Origin of the sequence: Paenibacillus sp. GYB003 (assembly GCF_036577625.1) — a bacterium.
Taxonomy (GTDB): domain Bacteria; phylum Bacillota; class Bacilli; order Paenibacillales; family NBRC-103111; genus Paenibacillus_AB.
In genome coordinates, this window is record NZ_JARBDC010000003.1 from 93,663 (window position 1) to 109,319 (window position 15,657).

12 protein-coding genes are annotated in these 15,657 nt (G+C 55.7%); all 12 read left to right on the forward strand.

All coding sequences use genetic code 11. The features are described from left to right. The first annotated feature begins 136 nt into the window (after positions 1-136). A complete protein-coding gene (locus tag PV407_RS02950; RefSeq protein ID WP_332088373.1) occupies positions 137-1,156 on the forward strand; it encodes an ABC transporter substrate-binding protein in 1,020 nt (339 codons plus the stop codon). 22 nt (positions 1,157-1,178) lie between these two features. Continuing rightward, a complete protein-coding gene (locus tag PV407_RS02955) occupies positions 1,179-2,153 on the forward strand; it encodes a FecCD family ABC transporter permease (RefSeq protein ID WP_332088476.1) in 975 nt (324 codons plus the stop codon). 3 nt (positions 2,154-2,156) lie between these two features. After that, on the forward strand, positions 2,157-3,167 hold the full coding sequence (locus PV407_RS02960) for a FecCD family ABC transporter permease (protein ID WP_332088374.1): 1,011 nt from the start codon (positions 2,157-2,159) through the stop codon (positions 3,165-3,167). Positions 3,168-3,491: 324 nt separating this feature from the next. Next, positions 3,492-4,685, forward strand: coding sequence for an ABC transporter substrate-binding protein (locus tag PV407_RS02965; RefSeq protein ID WP_332088375.1), 1,194 nt, complete (start codon positions 3,492-3,494; stop codon positions 4,683-4,685). Positions 4,686-5,972: 1,287 nt separating this feature from the next. Further along, positions 5,973-7,028, forward strand: a complete 1,056-nt coding sequence (locus PV407_RS02970; RefSeq protein ID WP_332088376.1) for a FecCD family ABC transporter permease — start codon at positions 5,973-5,975, stop codon at positions 7,026-7,028. Next, entirely contained in the window at positions 7,028-8,065 is a 1,038-nt protein-coding gene (locus PV407_RS02975; protein ID WP_332088377.1) for a FecCD family ABC transporter permease, read from the forward strand. Before PV407_RS02970 ends, PV407_RS02975 begins: the two co-directional genes overlap by 1 nt. A 154-nt stretch (positions 8,066-8,219) precedes the next feature. Further along, on the forward strand, positions 8,220-9,224 hold the full coding sequence (locus PV407_RS02980; RefSeq protein ID WP_332088378.1) for an iron-hydroxamate ABC transporter substrate-binding protein: 1,005 nt from the start codon (positions 8,220-8,222) through the stop codon (positions 9,222-9,224). Positions 9,225-9,366: 142 nt separating this feature from the next. Next, positions 9,367-10,359, forward strand: coding sequence for an ABC transporter substrate-binding protein (locus PV407_RS02985; protein ID WP_332088379.1), 993 nt, complete (start codon positions 9,367-9,369; stop codon positions 10,357-10,359). 27 nt (positions 10,360-10,386) lie between these two features. After that, positions 10,387-11,961 carry an AraC family transcriptional regulator gene (locus PV407_RS02990; RefSeq protein ID WP_332088380.1) on the forward strand — a complete coding sequence of 525 codons (1,575 nt, stop codon included), beginning with the start codon at positions 10,387-10,389 and terminating at the stop codon, positions 11,959-11,961. 159 nt (positions 11,962-12,120) lie between these two features. Beyond that, complete coding sequence (locus PV407_RS02995; protein ID WP_332088381.1) at positions 12,121-12,696, forward strand: sugar phosphate isomerase/epimerase family protein; 576 nt, start codon at positions 12,121-12,123, stop codon at positions 12,694-12,696. 338 nt (positions 12,697-13,034) lie between these two features. Continuing rightward, complete coding sequence (locus PV407_RS03000) at positions 13,035-14,675, forward strand: hypothetical protein (RefSeq protein WP_332088382.1); 1,641 nt, start codon at positions 13,035-13,037, stop codon at positions 14,673-14,675. Between the two features lie 36 nt (positions 14,676-14,711). Beyond that, a complete protein-coding gene (locus tag PV407_RS03005) occupies positions 14,712-15,656 on the forward strand; it encodes an ABC transporter permease (RefSeq protein WP_332088383.1) in 945 nt (314 codons plus the stop codon). The last annotated feature ends 1 nt before the right edge of the window (position 15,657 follow it).

Consider the following 15,657-nt stretch of genomic DNA (forward strand, 5'->3'; position numbering starts at 1 on the left):
ATCGAACCGAACAAGATCCGATATGAATTTTGGATAGAATCCGTCATGTACATCCCGAATGTCGAATCCTATAATTAATAATGATTCTCAATATCAACAACATCATGGGGGAATCGACACGACAGGAGGGTATTCCATGACAAGCGTTTTGACCAAACGGCACATTAAACGATCGGCTTCGGGATTTCTTCTAATCCTGCTGCTGATCGTCTCCGCGTGCGGAAGCAAGGACGAGCCTGCCGGACAAGGGGCTTCCCCGACTTCTGCCGCATCGGCAACGATCGGGCAGCCGTCGGCCGGTGCTAGCGGTTCGGCCTCGACAGCTGCGACCAAGAAGATAAAGGATGCGATGGGGGAAATTGCGATTCCCGCCGAACCGAGCCGTATTGTAGTTTTGGATAATGCGGCGCTTGATAACTTGCTCGCGCTGGGCGTTAAGCCTATCGGAGCGGCATCCGTCGCTGCTTTGAACGAGCCGTTTCCTTCTTACCTCAAAGGGACGGAGGGGATCGCCAATATCGGAACGATCGCCCAGCCGAATCTGGAGACGATCGCGAAGCTGAACCCGGATCTGATTATCGGAACGAAGGTGGAGCAAGAAGCGGTTTACGACAAGCTGAAAAAGATTGCGCCGACGGTGTTCATCGAGAACGTCGGCGTGCAGTGGAAAGACAATCTGAAGCTGCATGCGGAGGCTGTCGGGAAAACGGAAGAAGCGGATAAGCTGCTGAAGCAATACGAACAGCGGGTCGAAAAGTTCAAGAAGGAACGGGGGACGAAGCCGTCTCAGGTTGCGCTCCTTCGTCCGCGGCAAGATCATGTACGGGTGTATTTGCCGGAGACGTTCAGCGGGGCTATCGCAAGCGAAGCGGGGTTGACGCGTCCGGCCGCCCAGAACGTCAAAGGAAAACAGCATCTGAGCATTACCGAGGAACAGATCGCCGACCTCGATGCCGATGTCATCCTGTGGTTCGGCCGTGAGAACGAGCTTGCCTACTTTCGTGACAAGATCCGCGGAAACCCGATATGGGGTACGCTCAAAGCGGTGAAAAGCAACCAGGTTCATCAGGTGAGCTCCGATACGTGGTTAAGCGGTCACGGCATACAGTCGGTTAACTTGATGCTGGACGATCTGATACGGATTATGGCTCCATAATGCGGGGGGCGGCGGGTTGAACATGCGGGCGGCAGGACTTGTATTCGGACTTCTCCTCCTTTCATTATGCTTGTTGGGCAGCATCGCTCTCGGCAAGACGGCCGTTCCGCCGTCGGTCGTCGCGGACGCCCTTACCGCTTTCGATAGCGAGTCGCGCGAGCATCTGCTTATTCGTACGGTTCGTCTGCCCCGGGCGCTGATCGCGCTGATGGTCGGCGCGTCCCTGGCCATGGCCGGAGCCGTCATGCAGGCGATTACGCGCAACCCGCTCGCAGGACCGGAGCTGTTCGGCGTGAGCCAAGGCGCGGCGTTGCTCGTTGTGCTGCATATTTTCGTATTGGGCGGCGTCTCCGCCGGCGGGCATATCGGGTATGCCTTCCTGGGAGCGGGACTGGCGGGCGCAGCCGTATATGTTCTGGGCGCGATAGGCGGGGGGCTGACCCCGATCAAGCTGATCCTGGCGGGATCGGTCGTCAATCTGCTATTCGCGTCGCTTACCCAAGGAATTCTCGTCTTCGACGAGCAGTCGCTGGATACGATGCGCTTCTGGCTGGCCGGCTCGTTGACCGGGCGGAATATCGAGCTCTTTATTCAAGTGCTTCCATTCATGTCGTTAGGGATCATAGGGACACTCGCGATAAGCAAGCAAATCAATGTCATCAGTTTAGGCGAGGATACGGCTCTCAGTCTCGGATTGCGGACGGGCTGGGTCAAGGCGGCCGCCCTCTTGGCGGTCGTGTTCCTCGCGGGCTCGTCCGTGGCCATCGCCGGTCCGATCGGCTTCATCGGGCTCGCCGTGCCGCATATCGTCCGTTCATTAGTCGGACCGGATTATCGCTGGGTAATTCCTTACTCCGCCGTTATGGGCGCCGTTCTGCTGCTGCTGGCGGATATTGCGGCCCGTTTCGTCGTACCGGCGCAGGAAGTGCCGGCCGGTATCGTAACGGCTCTGCTGGGCGCGCCGTTCCTTATTTATCTTGCCCAAAGGAGAAACTAGCCGATGACGTCTTTCGGTTATGCGTCGCTTTATCGTTCAACGCCGGTCGTTCTGTCCGCTTTAGTCGTATGCAATCTGATCGTGCTTTTGCTCCATCTTGTGCTGGGCGATTATCCGATCCCGGTAGGGGATGCGCTGCGCGCGGCGACCGGCGGGGGCGATCCGCAATACGGGTTTGTCGTTCATACGCTGCGCCTGCCGCGCGCGCTTGTCGCTTTGTTGGCTGGAGCAAGCTTGGCGCTGTCCGGCGTGCTGCTGCAAGGCATTACCCGCAATCCGCTCGCGGCACCCGGTGTCGTTGGCCTGAATGCGGGAGCTTCCTTGACGGCCGTTGCCGCCATCATCGTGTTTCCTTCCATACCGGTGGCCCTGTTGCCCGTCGCCGCTTTCGCCGGCGCTTTGTCGGCCGGCACCTTGTCCTATGTTCTGGCATGGCGGCGCGGGCTGTCCCCGGTTCGGCTGCTGCTCGTCGGCGTCGGCATATCCGCTTCGGCCGGCGCGATCGTAACGTTCTTGCTTACGATCGGGAAAATCAACGATGCCAAGACGGCCGTCGTCTGGATGACCGGCAGCGTGTACGGCCGCAGCTGGGAGCATTTCTGGCCCCTTCTGCCGTGGCTGCTTGCGCTGCTGCCGCTCTCGCTGCTGCTCGCGAAGCAGCTTGATTTGCTTCAGCTGGGAGACGACATGGCGAGAGGTCTTGGAAGCCGATTGGAGCTGAGCCGCGGCATTCTCCTCTTGATCGGCATCAGCTTGGCCGGTTCGGCTGTCGCGATGGCGGGCACGATCGGCTTCGTCGGCTTAATGGCCCCGCACATGTCGAGATATTTGATTGGTGCGGGATCCCGCCGTTTGATTCCCGCGGCCGCATTGATGGGCGGGCTCATCGTGATGCTGGCCGACTTGTTCGGCAGAATCATGCTGAGACCGATCGAGATTCCTTGCGGAATCCTGATCGCGATCGTAGGCGCCCCGTACATGCTGTACTTGCTGTACAAGAAACGCCACAGGTGAATCGCCGGATCCGAATCCCGTCTATTTTTTCAATTTAAGCGCAGGCTCCTCAAAATGGTTTGTCGCCCAAAGAATTTGGGATTGTGAGCTTTACTCCAGCTTGGTACAATGATGGTAAACATTGGTGCATGAAACCGTTTCATTTACGCGGCTCGCCCTCGAATCATCTTCAAGCAAAAACAGTTTGAAGGAGTGTGAAGCTTATTGAACCCTTTCGCAGCAGCTGGCGCGCTTGTTCTTGCCGCGAGCGCGATAACCGGATGTTCCTTGGGAGCGGACAAACCAAGCTCAAACGTTTCGGGAACGAAAGAAATCACTATTGTCATGCAGGACGGGAACAAAAACCGTACGACTCCGTTCGAGAATAGCGCCAAGCGGTTTGAAGAAGCGAATCCGGGGGTTAAAGTAACCGTAGAGAAGCTCGACGCGACAAAAAGCTTCAGAACGGCCCTTTTGGAAAGAGCCCAAAGCAATAAACCGATCGATCTCGTCTATGCCGGTTACGACTCGGTATTGGTCGAGCAATTCGCTTATGCCGACCTGCTGCCGATGTTTAAATCGCATAAAATGACGACGGACGACCTGTACGAGAAGCTCGTTGAAATGTCGACTGTAAAAGGAAAGCTGATCGGCATCCCGCTGAACCCGTTTCCGCTCGCCGTATTTTACAACAAGGAATGGTTTGACAAAGCCGGAATGCCTTATCCCGGGAAAGAATGGACCTGGGATCAGTTTTTGAATCAGTCGATCAAGCTGCAGGCGGCCAATCGGGTCGAGGGGAAAGAACGTTACGGGAGCATCGTTCCGCTGGATCTGCAGATGTTCGAGTCGATCGCGCAGAGCACCGGACAAAGCGTTGTGGCGCCCGACGGCAATCAGGTAAGCGGTTATATGAATAGCAAGCCTATCGCGGAGGCGTTCGCCAAGCTGCTGAATTATATGAATACGAGCAAAGCAAGCAAAGGCGTTTCCGCTGCGGGAAACCCGGTTTATGCCGAAATGCGTGCTTTTTCCGCGGGCATGGGCGTTTCTGCAGCCAATATGTTCTACCCTTTGGAATCGAATCAAACAACGGCGGGAAAGTTCGGCATTGCCGCACTGCCTTTCTGGGAGAAGAAAACAAAGGCCAATGCGGTTTATTATAGCATGCTGTCCCTAGCGGAAAGCTCCAAGCAGAAGGAGCTGGCTTGGAAATTCGTCAAAGATGCGATTTTAAATCCGGACAGTCCGTTTCAGAAGGAGTGGGGGAAGACGGAAATGCTGACCGTGAAATCGGCCGCAGCCAAATCGGGGCAGCACAGCATGCCGGGAATGGATGTCTTGATCGAAGAATTGAATTATGCCGTCAAGCCGATCGTCTATCGGAACGCGGCTCTAGGCAAGACACGAATGACGGATACAAGCATTTTGACTGCGACGACGGAGGCTGAAGTCATGGCAGCCTTATCGGCTCTGGCCGAGGAGATCGACAAACAGCTGAAGGATGACCAATCCTCATCGGCGAAAAAACAGCTCTAAAAAAATCCCCGTCCAGCCGTCTTCGGCCGACGGGGATTTTTAGTGAACCGGAAAGGAAATAGGGAGGACGGAACATTTACGCGTCGCCTTTGAAGTCGTATTGTGGCCCTAAGATCGAATCAAGACAACGCGACTCGCCGACGGTTGGAGCCTAATCCCCGTTCCCTTTCCATGATCAAGCGCATCGGTTTGCACCCAAAGAATCGTCCGAACGTTTTTCCTGGACGGTCTTTCTATCTCATGGTTCGGATGATTGAAATGTACGCTGTAGGATGCAGCAAGTAGCACCTTTTGTTTCCGCGCCCGACGCATCCGAATCCTGCCGGGCCGCTGGAATAAAACCGAACGGTAAAATCTCCTGTTAACTCGCTCTCGAATAGGCGTCGTGTCGAAATACCGGGAGAAGCTCCAGTTATAATGGCGCCGAATCGGCGAAATGCACAGAATGGACGAATGTAGCGGGACGTTTTCCCGTTGTTTTGCCCGGATACGGGAAACGACCGAAATTAGCGGGAACATTTCCATCTCGATTCCCGCTCCGCTGCTGTTGCGGCACAACCTTTGCACACAATAGATCGTCCGTCCCGACCTTCGCTAAAGCGCCAAAGCCGGAGCGGGCTTCCTGCCGCCGGCGGCGGGACACGGCGATATCGACCCGTATGACCCAACCCCGGCGTCGTCGGGAGTTGGAGCGGGGGGCGAGCATGGGGCGGAGTCGGGACGGGCCCAAGTTCCAAGTATTTAACGGACATGGCGGCCGCTATCGAGCCTCATTTCGGCTTCTTTTTTTTGTAACGGACACAGCTATTTAGTGAAAAACCCCCTTTTGGACGGCGGTTCGGAGCAAATAGGCGCAGGTGGTGTCCGTTACGATTGGAAAGCGGCCGATTTTCGCGAAATAACCGCCGTGGCGTCCGTTACGTTTCGGAAGCCGATTGTTTCGCATATCCTCGAAATACGTCGATAGATGGACGTTTTTTTTGAATCGATAAAGAATGCACGACGGATGCACATCATCGAAAAGGCTTCGATCGGAAGCTTATTTTATTTAGCCTTACTGAAGAAAGCTTTTCACATACAAAATATGGACGGAAGAGCGTCTTTTTGCTACAATCATTTAATGATAATGATATTCATTATCATTTATAGAGGTGCAACTTGCATCCGACCCTACGCAAAGATGGAGGATTGAGAATGAACGGGACCCTTGGCAATGGGACAATCCATGTACAGGGCTCGAGGTTATCGAGTCGATCTTGAAAACGGGAAAGTAGAGGAGAACGAACTATGTCGACGACATTCGGGACGACGAATGCGGCAACCGGGCAATCGACACCGAAACTGCGAACGCGGCCGCTCGCCGCTGCATTCATTTTGCTTGGAGGCATTGCCGCTTTAATCGTCGGAATTGCTCTTTCGGTTTCCTTCGGTGCCGCGGACATTGCGCTAACCACTGTATGGGAGGCGGTGTTCCGCTTTAATCCGGAGTCGACCCAGCACCAGATCGTACAGGAACTGCGTCTGCCGCGCGTGCTGGCCGGCATGATGGTCGGGGCGAGCTTTGCGGTCGCTGGCGCACTGATGCAGGGAATGACCCGCAATCCGATGGCGGATTCCGGGCTGCTCGGCCTCAACGCCGGGGCGGGCTTTATGATGGCGCTATGCTTTGCTTTTTTCCCTGGACTTCCGTTTATGTACTTGATTCTGTATTCGTTTGTGGGTGCCGGGATCGGCGCCGGCCTTGTGTACGGCATCGGCTCGCTTGCCAAAGGCGGGTTGACGCCGGTACGCCTCGTGCTCGCCGGCGCTGCGGTTAGCGCCCTGCTTACGGCGCTTAGCGAAGGCATTGCGCTCCATTTCCGCATCGGTCAGGATTTGGCGTTTTGGTACGCGGGAGGCATGGCCGGGACAAAATGGATTCAGCTTGACATGATGCTCCCGTGGGTCGCAGGCGCGCTCCTGGCCGCGATGATGCTCTCCCGGTCCATTACGACGCTAAGTCTTGGAGAAGACGTTGCGGTCGGGCTCGGACAGCGGACGGGGATGATCAAGCTGGCCGGAACGGCGATTGTCCTCGTTTTGGCCGGATCTGCCGTTGCCGTTGTCGGCGCCGTCGGATTCGTCGGGCTTCTCATTCCGCATTTGACACGATTTCTGGTCGGGGTCGACTACCGCTGGATCATTCCGTGCTCGGCCGTACTCGGCAGTCTGCTAGTCGTGTTCGCGGATCTCGGAGCGAGAATGGTCAACCCTCCGTATGAGACGCCGGTCGGGGCGATCATCGCCTTGCTCGGGGTGCCGTTTTTTCTCTACTTGGCGCGCAGAGAGCGGAGGGAGCTGTAATGGAAACGGTATCGAACGCTTCCGTTCACCACCGGCAAAGACGAAACCGGGGGATTGTCGTTATGGCCGTTCTGGCCGCGCTCATTGTCGTTTCGTTTGTCATCAGCATGAATACCGGCTACATTCGCCTGTCTCCTCTTGATGTGACGAAGACGCTCTTCGGCATGGGCACGCAAAAACAATCGCTTATTTTGTTCGAGTTTCGTTTGCCCCGGATCGTCATTTCCGTTCTTGTCGGCGCCGGACTCTCCGTTGCGGGCTGTATTCTGCAAGGCGTAACCCGCAACGCGCTTGCCGATCCGGGCATTCTCGGCATCAACGCCGGCGCGGGACTAATGGTGATGCTGTTCATTTCTTTTTATCCGGCGAGTACAGCGGCACCTGTTTTTTTTCTTCCGCTGCTCGCTCTCGTCGGCGCCGGATTGACGGCACTTTTGATCTATATGCTCGCTTACAAAAGGCATGAAGGGATCCCGCCGACCAGACTGGTGCTGAACGGGATTGCGGTAGCGGCCGGCATCGGTGCGGCGATGATCGTCCTGACGCTGCGGCTCGATCCGGACAAGTACCAGTTCGTGGCGACGTGGCTGGCCGGAAGCATATGGGGCAGCAACTGGAAATTTGTGCTGGCGCTGCTTCCGTGGACGGCCGTACTTCTTCCGTTCGTTTTCCGGAAGGCGCGCGTCTTGAACGTGCTGAACCTTGGCGAACAGACGGCAACCGGACTCGGCGCTGCGGTGGGGAAGGAACGGCTTCTGCTGCTTGCCGCAGCGGTAGGACTCGCGGGATCCGCCGTTGCGGTGAGCGGCGGCATCGGCTTCGTCGGATTGATCGGTCCGCATCTGGCCCGCCGGCTGGTCGGTCCGAAGCACGAGCTTTTGCTCCCCGCATCGGCGCTTGCAGGCGGCTTGCTGCTGATCGCGGCCGATACGATCGGACGTTCGATTTTGCAGCCTTCGGAAATTCCGACCGGCATTGTCGTCGCGGTAATCGGCGCTCCGTATTTCTTGTATTTGCTGGCGCGTTCGAAGAGCTGATGTTGTCGACATATTTCCGAGCAGGGCGTCACGGGAAGGGCTGGCGGTGTCGATGGCAGACTGCATCAGACGCAATTCGGCTCGCAGCGTGAAGGATGTACGATCTACGCATGGAAGGATCCAAATTCTATCTCGACAGTGGAGGTTCATAACAATGAAAAACAATCGACTGCATCGATTCGGCATCCTCTTTTTGATTTTGCCGCTGCTCACGGTTTTGTCCGCTTGCGGCCAAGGTTCCGACAGGCCGAACGCATCCGACCCGTCTTCGGCGTCGTCCCAGAATTCATCCGGTAAAAACGTTGCCGCAAATGCGAACGAAACGATCACCTATCGTGCTGCCAATGGAGAGGTGACCGTACCGAAGCATCCGAAGCGCGTCGTCGAGCTGACGAACAGCTACGTGGGTCATTTGCTGACGCTTGGAATCAAACCCGTCGGCGTAAAGCAGCAGGCTTTGGACAATCCTTACTTCAAAGGGAAATTGGACGGCGTCGAAAATCTCGGCGACGGGCAATCGATCGAAAAAATATTGCAGCTGCAACCGGATCTGATTCTTGTTCTTTCCATCGCCGAACCGGCTTTTCTTGAAAAACTGAGCAAAATTGCTCCGACGGTAGCCATCGAGTACGGCAAATTGCCGGTTCGGGAGCAATTGACGGAATTCGGGAAAATGACGGGGGAGGAAGACAAAGCCAAGGCGTGGATTGCGAAATGGGACAAAAAAATAGCGGATTACGGTCCGAAAGTGAAAGCCGCGGTAGGAGACGGCACGGTGTCCGTTCTTCAACCGTATGCCAAAGGCATTTATGCGTTCGGGCATAACTTTGCGAGGGGCGGAGAGATCATCTACGGGGAGTTTCAATTGAAGGCGCCTCCGGCCGTACGGAAGGAAGCGATCGACAGCGGCAAAGGATGGGCAAGCTTGTCATTGGAAAAAACGCCGGATTTTGCCGGCGAGTATATTTTCACGAGTCCATGGACCGGGGACGACGCCGATCCGGAGGTGGTGTACGGGAGCAGCATTTGGAAAAACCTGCCCGCCGTCAAAAACAATCGCGTATTTACGCTTGACCGCAACGGCTCCCTGTTTAACGATCCTGTTTCCCTGGAAGGGCAGCTCGAGTTCATCGTCGAAAGCCTGACCCGAACGAAATAGGCCGGACGCCATGCGAAGACCTCCGCCAGCTTTTCAAAAAAAGTCCAAACAGGCTTCAAAAATAGTCATTGTTGGTTAACCGAAACTCACGTAAAATGGTCCCTGTAATGATAATCATTCTCATTGTAGGGGAGAGTCTCGCATGGATATTCCGAAGAAACGATCACTTTTGACTCTGCTGTTGGCTGTGCTGTTCGCGCTGGGGCTGACGGCCTGCGGCACGGGCAGGGAAGAGGCCGCGAACGGGGCAACCGGCGGCGGCGCGGAGAAGGAGACGCCTCCTTCGAGTCGTATGTATACCGACGCTTTGGGCCGCAAGGTCGAGATTCCGTCTGAACCGAAGCGAATCGCGGCTCATTTCTATGCGCCGGAAATGGTGTCGCTGAACAGCAGGATGGTAGGCACAAACTTTGCCAACGCCCGGTTGGTGCTGAAAGAGGAGCAACTGAAAGGAGTCGAGGATATCGGCGGCCAAGGGTCGTCTCCCAGTCTGGAAAAAGTGCTCGCCCTGGCCCCCGACTTGATTATCGTGCCCGATTTCCTGGATGCGGCCGCGCTGGAGGCACTGTCGAAAATCGCTCCGACCGTGACGATGCCTTACAGCGGCGATGTATTCAGCCGGATCAAGGCGTTGGGCGACATGATCGGCAAGCAAGACGAAGCCGCCGCTTGGATCAAGCGTTATAAAGACAAGGCGGAGCAAAAGAAAAAGGAAATTGCCCCGATCGTCGAAAAGGGTCAAACCGCATCCGCGTTTGTCGTTTTTCAAGATAAACAGCTGTATGTGTACGGGCCGCAGCGGCTTGGGCCTATCATGTACGATGCGCTCGGCTTCAAGGCGCCGGAAGCGGTGAACCGTCTGTTTGCCGCAAAAGAGAATGAAAATAAGCTGTGGGTAACGATTTCCATGGAGAAATTGCCGGAGCTGGCGGGCGATCATATTTTTCTGGTCACGCAGGACGCCAACGATGCTTCCCGGAAAGGCGTGGAGGAATTGATACAAAATTCCGTCTGGAAAAATTTGCCCGCCGTCAAAAACGGACAAGCCTATGTCGTGAGCAACCGCTGGGCCTTTAACGATTCGGTTACGCTGGAGTGGCTTTTGGACGAAATGCCCAAAGTATTGAAGCCGTAAATCAGGAGAAATCGGAGCTCTTCGAAGATGATGCACGAGCAATCAGGATTATCCTTCCATTCGATCCCTATCTTGTCCCTGCTGGATATCCGCCAATCGGTCATCGCCGACGGGAATATTCCGCAAAAAAGTCGAAGCGAACATTATTCCATATGGTGGTTCAAGCAGTGTCGCGCGAATCTGGAGGTAGACGGAGCGGCGCATCTTGTCGGTCCTGACGGCTGCGCGCTGGTCCCTCCGCGCTCGGCTGTCGGCGTGCTGCCTGCCGACCCGGGTTCCGAAAAGCCGGAAGCGTTCGAGATGGTGTTCATGGCCAACGAGGCGGCCGCGTCGCTGATCGGGAGCAACGCGGCGGTCTTTTCCGCCGGTGCGGAATCCGTTTCCGGCATAGTCGCCGTTCTGGATCTATGGGGCGCGGCCGGCGGGCTTGCGCCGCTTCGGCTTCAGATACGGTTTCAGGAGCTGGTGCTGCTGCTGCTCGAACAACGGGACAGGAGCTCCAAAACCGGCGCGGAGCGGGAGGTGGAGGAAACGATTCATTACTTGAGCCGCGAATATTCGAAAGATATCCGAATCGAGAAGCTCGCGGAGCAAACGGCGCTGAGCCGCTGGAAGTATAACGACATGTTCAAGACGTTGACCGGCAAAACACCGGTACAATTTTTGACCGAATTGCGAATCGACCGGGCCAAGCAGCTGCTCGTCGGCTCCGATCAACGCTTGAAGGAAATTGCCGAGCAGACCGGCTTCGGAGACGAATATTACTTCAGCAGACGATTCAAGCAATACGTTGGCGTGTCTCCGACCCAGTTCGTCCGTATGCAGTCCCGGGAAATGCGGATTTGCTGCTTGCATTCGCTCGGCGATCTGCTGCCTCTTGGCGTCGTACCCGTAGGCTCAGACCGGTATCGGGCCGAGCTTTATGGCGAAGAGGCACGGGGCGTCCAATCGCTCGACGAGCCGGTGGACATGGAGAAGCTGTACGCCCTGCAGCCCGACCTGATCGTCTGTCCCAGTTATATGCCGAAACAGCAATATGACCGCTTGGCCGCAGTCGCCCCTACCGCGCTGCTCGACTGGCAGGACGACATTTATACGCGCCTGTTCAAGCTGGGCCGACTGCTCGGCAGGAGCTATAAGGCCAAAGCGTGGATCGAATCGTATCGGAACAAAGCGCAAAACATACGCCGACAGCTTAAGCCTTATGTGCGGGAAGGGGAAAGCGCCGCGGCTTTTGTCTATCATCGCAAAGGGCTTTACGTCTACGGAGGGCATAATTTTGGCCACACCTTATATGAAGGACTCGGTTTTGTCCCTCCGGATCGGATCAGTACGTTCATGACCAAGAAGAAGTCGCTAAAGTGGAAAAAAATCGCGCTTGAGGACCTTCCCCTCTACTCGGGAGACCGGGTATTCATGGCCGTCGAGAATAAAGACAGGAACAGCCGACAATTTATGGATATTATTCAAAGCGAAGCCTGGAACAGCCTCCCGGCCGTCGGAAATGAGCGGTCATACATCGTAGAACATCGCTGGGGCCTTTATGATGCGCTGACTTTGGAGCGTCATCTGGATGAAATGCTGCCGCTGCTGACTCCTTGATCGCCGGTTTGGGATTCGATTCGGATTACGAGCGGGGATACGTTTTGTTATTCGGGGAAAATCCCTCGGAATCAGTGCGCCGGGCTTTTCGGGCAAGCTTGCAATCCTGTACAATAAGGAATGACGCGATCGGATCTAAGATTCGCGAATCCCGGGAGGATGCTGCTCGATTACGGAGATTTGACGTCGGCGGACGGGAGCCGCACCGCCGCGGACCTCGCGCTGGCGAAGCGTTGGATCGATGTCGCGGCCGCATGCGGCGCCAAACAGATCCGCATCATCGCCGGCGAGGCGCCGCCGACGGATGAAGCTGCGCTCCGACGTTCCGCATCGGCGCTCGGCGAGCTGGCCGCTTACGGGAACGCCCGCAGCGTACGCGTCGTCACCGAAAATTTCAAGCCGCTGACCTCGACAGGCGCAAGCTCCTTGCGGCTGCTGGAGCTGACCGGCGGGGAGGTCGGCTTCATTACCGACTTCGGCAACTACCGGGGGGCCACGAAGTACGGGGACATCGCCCTGATGTCGCCGCGCAGCGTATCCGTGCACGACAAGGCGAACTTCGACGAGGCGGGAATGCCGGATGAGGCGGAATTCCGCCGCTGTCTGGACGCTTCGCGGAAGTCGGGATTCGACGGCGCGTACGTCCTCATCTACGACGGCCCGGGCGACATGTGGGAAGGGCTGGAGAGGGTCAAGCGAATCGTGGAGCCGTACGCGAAGCTCCCGGAGGCATGAGTTGAACTCTTATAGCCGCCAATCCACTCGTTGGCGGTTTTTTAGCGTTTCGCAGGATGTATTCGATCCCGTCGGAGCACCGAGTGTCGAATCTGTCATATAAATAATAAGAAATGTACATTGTTTCGTGTCAATACATGATATCCTTTTATTGTAATCGCTTTCTAAAATGTGATCGAAAGGATGTGCAGCCCACGATGACGAAATTCGACCGGCCAAAGGCGGGGCGAGCTTCAACCATGTAAAAGGGTATCGTACGACCGAGGTTTCCGTATTCGCCTTCGCTACAATGTAAGCGCTTTAATAATGTGAGCAAAACATTAGGAGGTCGAATCAGCATGCGAAATACGAGAACAAAATGGGGCGCCGCTCTGACAACCACTGTATTGGCGGCAGGCCTGATCATCTCCGGATGCTCGTCCGGCTCAACTTCCCCCGGCACTTCCGACGGTTCGACGAAGCAGAACGAAGCGCGCGTTAAAATGACGATGTTTTACAACGAGGCAGGCATTGCGACTCCGCAAGGAGTGGACCGGAGCAACAATCCGCTTATCAAGCTTGTTGAGGATTATGCCAACGTCGATCTGGAATTCGATATCCCGATCTACGCGGAGTATACGACCAAGCATAATCTGATCCTCTCCTCCGGGAAGCTTCCCGACATTTTTCATTCCACGATTCCCGACGAAGCGTTCAAGGCCGGCCGCGCCGGCGCCTTCATTGACCTTAAGCCCTACTACGACAAATCGCCCCTGCTGCAGAAAGTCGTGACTCCGGCGATGATGGAGCTCGGCAAAGATCCGATCAGCGGCAAATATTACCGTATCCCGATGGCGTACGACAAAGGCCCGCAAGGCGCAGGCATTCTCGCCCGATACGACCTGATCCAGAAATACAACGCCGGCAAATGGCCGGGCACCGTTCAAGAGTGGGTCGAGCTGTTGAAAAAAATCAAGAAAGCGGAGCCGGACTCCATTCCGATGACATTCCGGGTCATCGGGGACAACATGTTCGCCTATGGAGGCGGCACGATTTTCGGCCTGTACGGCGCGTCGCCATACGGCTACCGGATTCAAGGCGGCAAAGTCGTTCCGAACGTTACGCTGCCCGAATTTAAAGAAGCGGTCCTGGTGATGCGCGATCTGTACGCGGAGGGCATTCTGGATAAAGAATTTGCGACGACCGACAGCACCAAGTACTTCCAAAAGCTGGCCGAGAAAAACGTTCTGTGGCAATGGAACACGATGGATCAAATATTGCCGTATCAAGTGTCATTGACGCTGCCGACGGCTACGGGCAATCAGAAATCGCAAGTCTGGGGTGTCGCGCCTCCGTTGACCTCCTATCCGTCCGTGCTCAAGGATCGAAAATATGCCATAGCCGGGCTTGGTATGCCGATCACGGCCCACGGCTTGTATATTCCGGCAAGCAACAAAAATCCGGACCGCGCTTTCAAAGTCATCGAAGGCTTTGCGCAAGAGCAGCTGCGGGACAAAATTTTCTGGGGCGACGAGAACGATACGTATACGATGAAGGACGGCAAACGCGCGGCGATTCCGGACAAAATGAGCGCCCAGGAGCACGCCTGGAAACGGCAATATGCTTTCCTTTTCGGCTACACCGACGGGCAGGACGCGCAAAACGCCAATTTCGAAGCGAAGCTGGGCAAAGACTTGTTTGCCTCGATCCAAAGCGGGATGAAAACAATTCAGAAGGAAGCCGAACAAATCGGGCTTGAGACCATCGTAGGGTACTCCGAGCCGGAAGAAGTGCTCAAGAAAAATGCGGAAATCATGCAGGCGATCAACAAGTTTACGACGGAAGCGATCATGGGTCGAATCTCCATGCAGGAGCTGGACGCCGCCATTGCGGATTGGGAAAGAAAATACCGTGCGCTGAAATACGATCCGCTGCAAAAGTACCTGGACGCCAACAAAGAGAAGCTCATCAAGGACGGCTACAAAAAAGCGGGCTGGTAAGCGCGATAACGCCAAGGATCCGGGAGGTGCCGGCCAATGCAGGACATTGCGGCGGTTCAGAAAGCGGCGGTTCGATCGAAAGGAGGCAGGATGCGGCCCAGGTCGCTCCTGTCCCTGTATCTGTTGTTCGCGCCGACGGCCATCTTGCTGTTCGTCTTCAACTATATTCCGATGTACGGCATCATCATTTCCTTCCAGGACTATTCGGTGTTCAAGGGCATTTTGCATAGCGACTGGGTCGGCTTCAAGCATTACGAGTATTTCCTGAAGGACGACAAGTTCTGGTCCATCATGAAGAACACGCTGATCATCAATTTCTACGACATTTTGTTCGGGTTCACGGCCCCTATCCTTTTTGCCCTGCTCGCGAACGAGTTGTATCAAAAAACGTTCAAGCGCGTCATGCAGACCGTCTCCTATTTGCCGCACTTTCTCTCCTGGATCGTCGTGGCGGGGATTTTCAACCAAGTGCTGTCGCCGACGACGGGAATCGTCAACGTCTTTATCGGCTGGTTCGGCTTCGAGCCTCATTACTTCATGACCGACCCCAACATGTTTCGGGGGATTCTCGTTTTTGCGGATATTTGGAAAAGCGTAGGCTGGTCGGCCATTTTATACTTCGCGGTGATCGCGGGCATCGACCATTCCTTGTACGAAGCAGCGTGGATCGACGGCGCCAACCGCTGGAAGCAGACCCTGTATATCACGATTCCGCATATGATGCCGATGATCGTCCTGCTGTTCCTGCTCAAAATCGCCAGCATCTTCGGAATCGGCTTCGAGCGCGTGTTTCTGATGCAGAACCCGCTCGTCTACGAAGTATCGGACGTCATCAGCACGTACGTCTACCGCACCGGGGTCGAGTCGTCGCAATACAGCTTCACGACGGCCATCAGCTTCGCGCAAAGCGTCCTCGGCTTCATCCTGCTCGTGACCTCGAACTGGGTGTCGAAACGATGGATGGGGCTGGGCATGTACTGAT

Bases quoted from the DNA above. Each gene is read 5' to 3' on its own strand.
- PV407_RS02965 (WP_332088375.1), top strand. From the start codon at position 3,492: ATGCAGGACGGGAACAAAAACCGTACGACTCCGTTCGAGAATAGCGCC.
- PV407_RS03000 (WP_332088382.1), top strand. From the start codon at position 13,035: ATGCGAAATACGAGAACAAAATGGGGCGCCGCTCTGACAACCACTGTA.
- PV407_RS02950 (WP_332088373.1), top strand. From the start codon at position 137: ATGACAAGCGTTTTGACCAAACGGCACATTAAACGATCGGCTTCGGGA.
- PV407_RS02975 (WP_332088377.1), top strand. From the start codon at position 7,028: ATGGAAACGGTATCGAACGCTTCCGTTCACCACCGGCAAAGACGAAAC.
- PV407_RS02985 (WP_332088379.1), top strand. From the start codon at position 9,367: ATGGATATTCCGAAGAAACGATCACTTTTGACTCTGCTGTTGGCTGTG.
- PV407_RS02995 (WP_332088381.1), top strand. From the start codon at position 12,121: ATGCTGCTCGATTACGGAGATTTGACGTCGGCGGACGGGAGCCGCACC.
- PV407_RS03005 (WP_332088383.1), top strand. From the start codon at position 14,712: ATGCAGGACATTGCGGCGGTTCAGAAAGCGGCGGTTCGATCGAAAGGA.
- PV407_RS02955 (WP_332088476.1), top strand. From the start codon at position 1,179: ATGCGGGCGGCAGGACTTGTATTCGGACTTCTCCTCCTTTCATTATGC.
- PV407_RS02990 (WP_332088380.1), top strand. From the start codon at position 10,387: ATGATGCACGAGCAATCAGGATTATCCTTCCATTCGATCCCTATCTTG.
- PV407_RS02970 (WP_332088376.1), top strand. From the start codon at position 5,973: ATGTCGACGACATTCGGGACGACGAATGCGGCAACCGGGCAATCGACA.
- PV407_RS02960 (WP_332088374.1), top strand. From the start codon at position 2,157: ATGACGTCTTTCGGTTATGCGTCGCTTTATCGTTCAACGCCGGTCGTT.
- PV407_RS02980 (WP_332088378.1), top strand. From the start codon at position 8,220: ATGAAAAACAATCGACTGCATCGATTCGGCATCCTCTTTTTGATTTTG.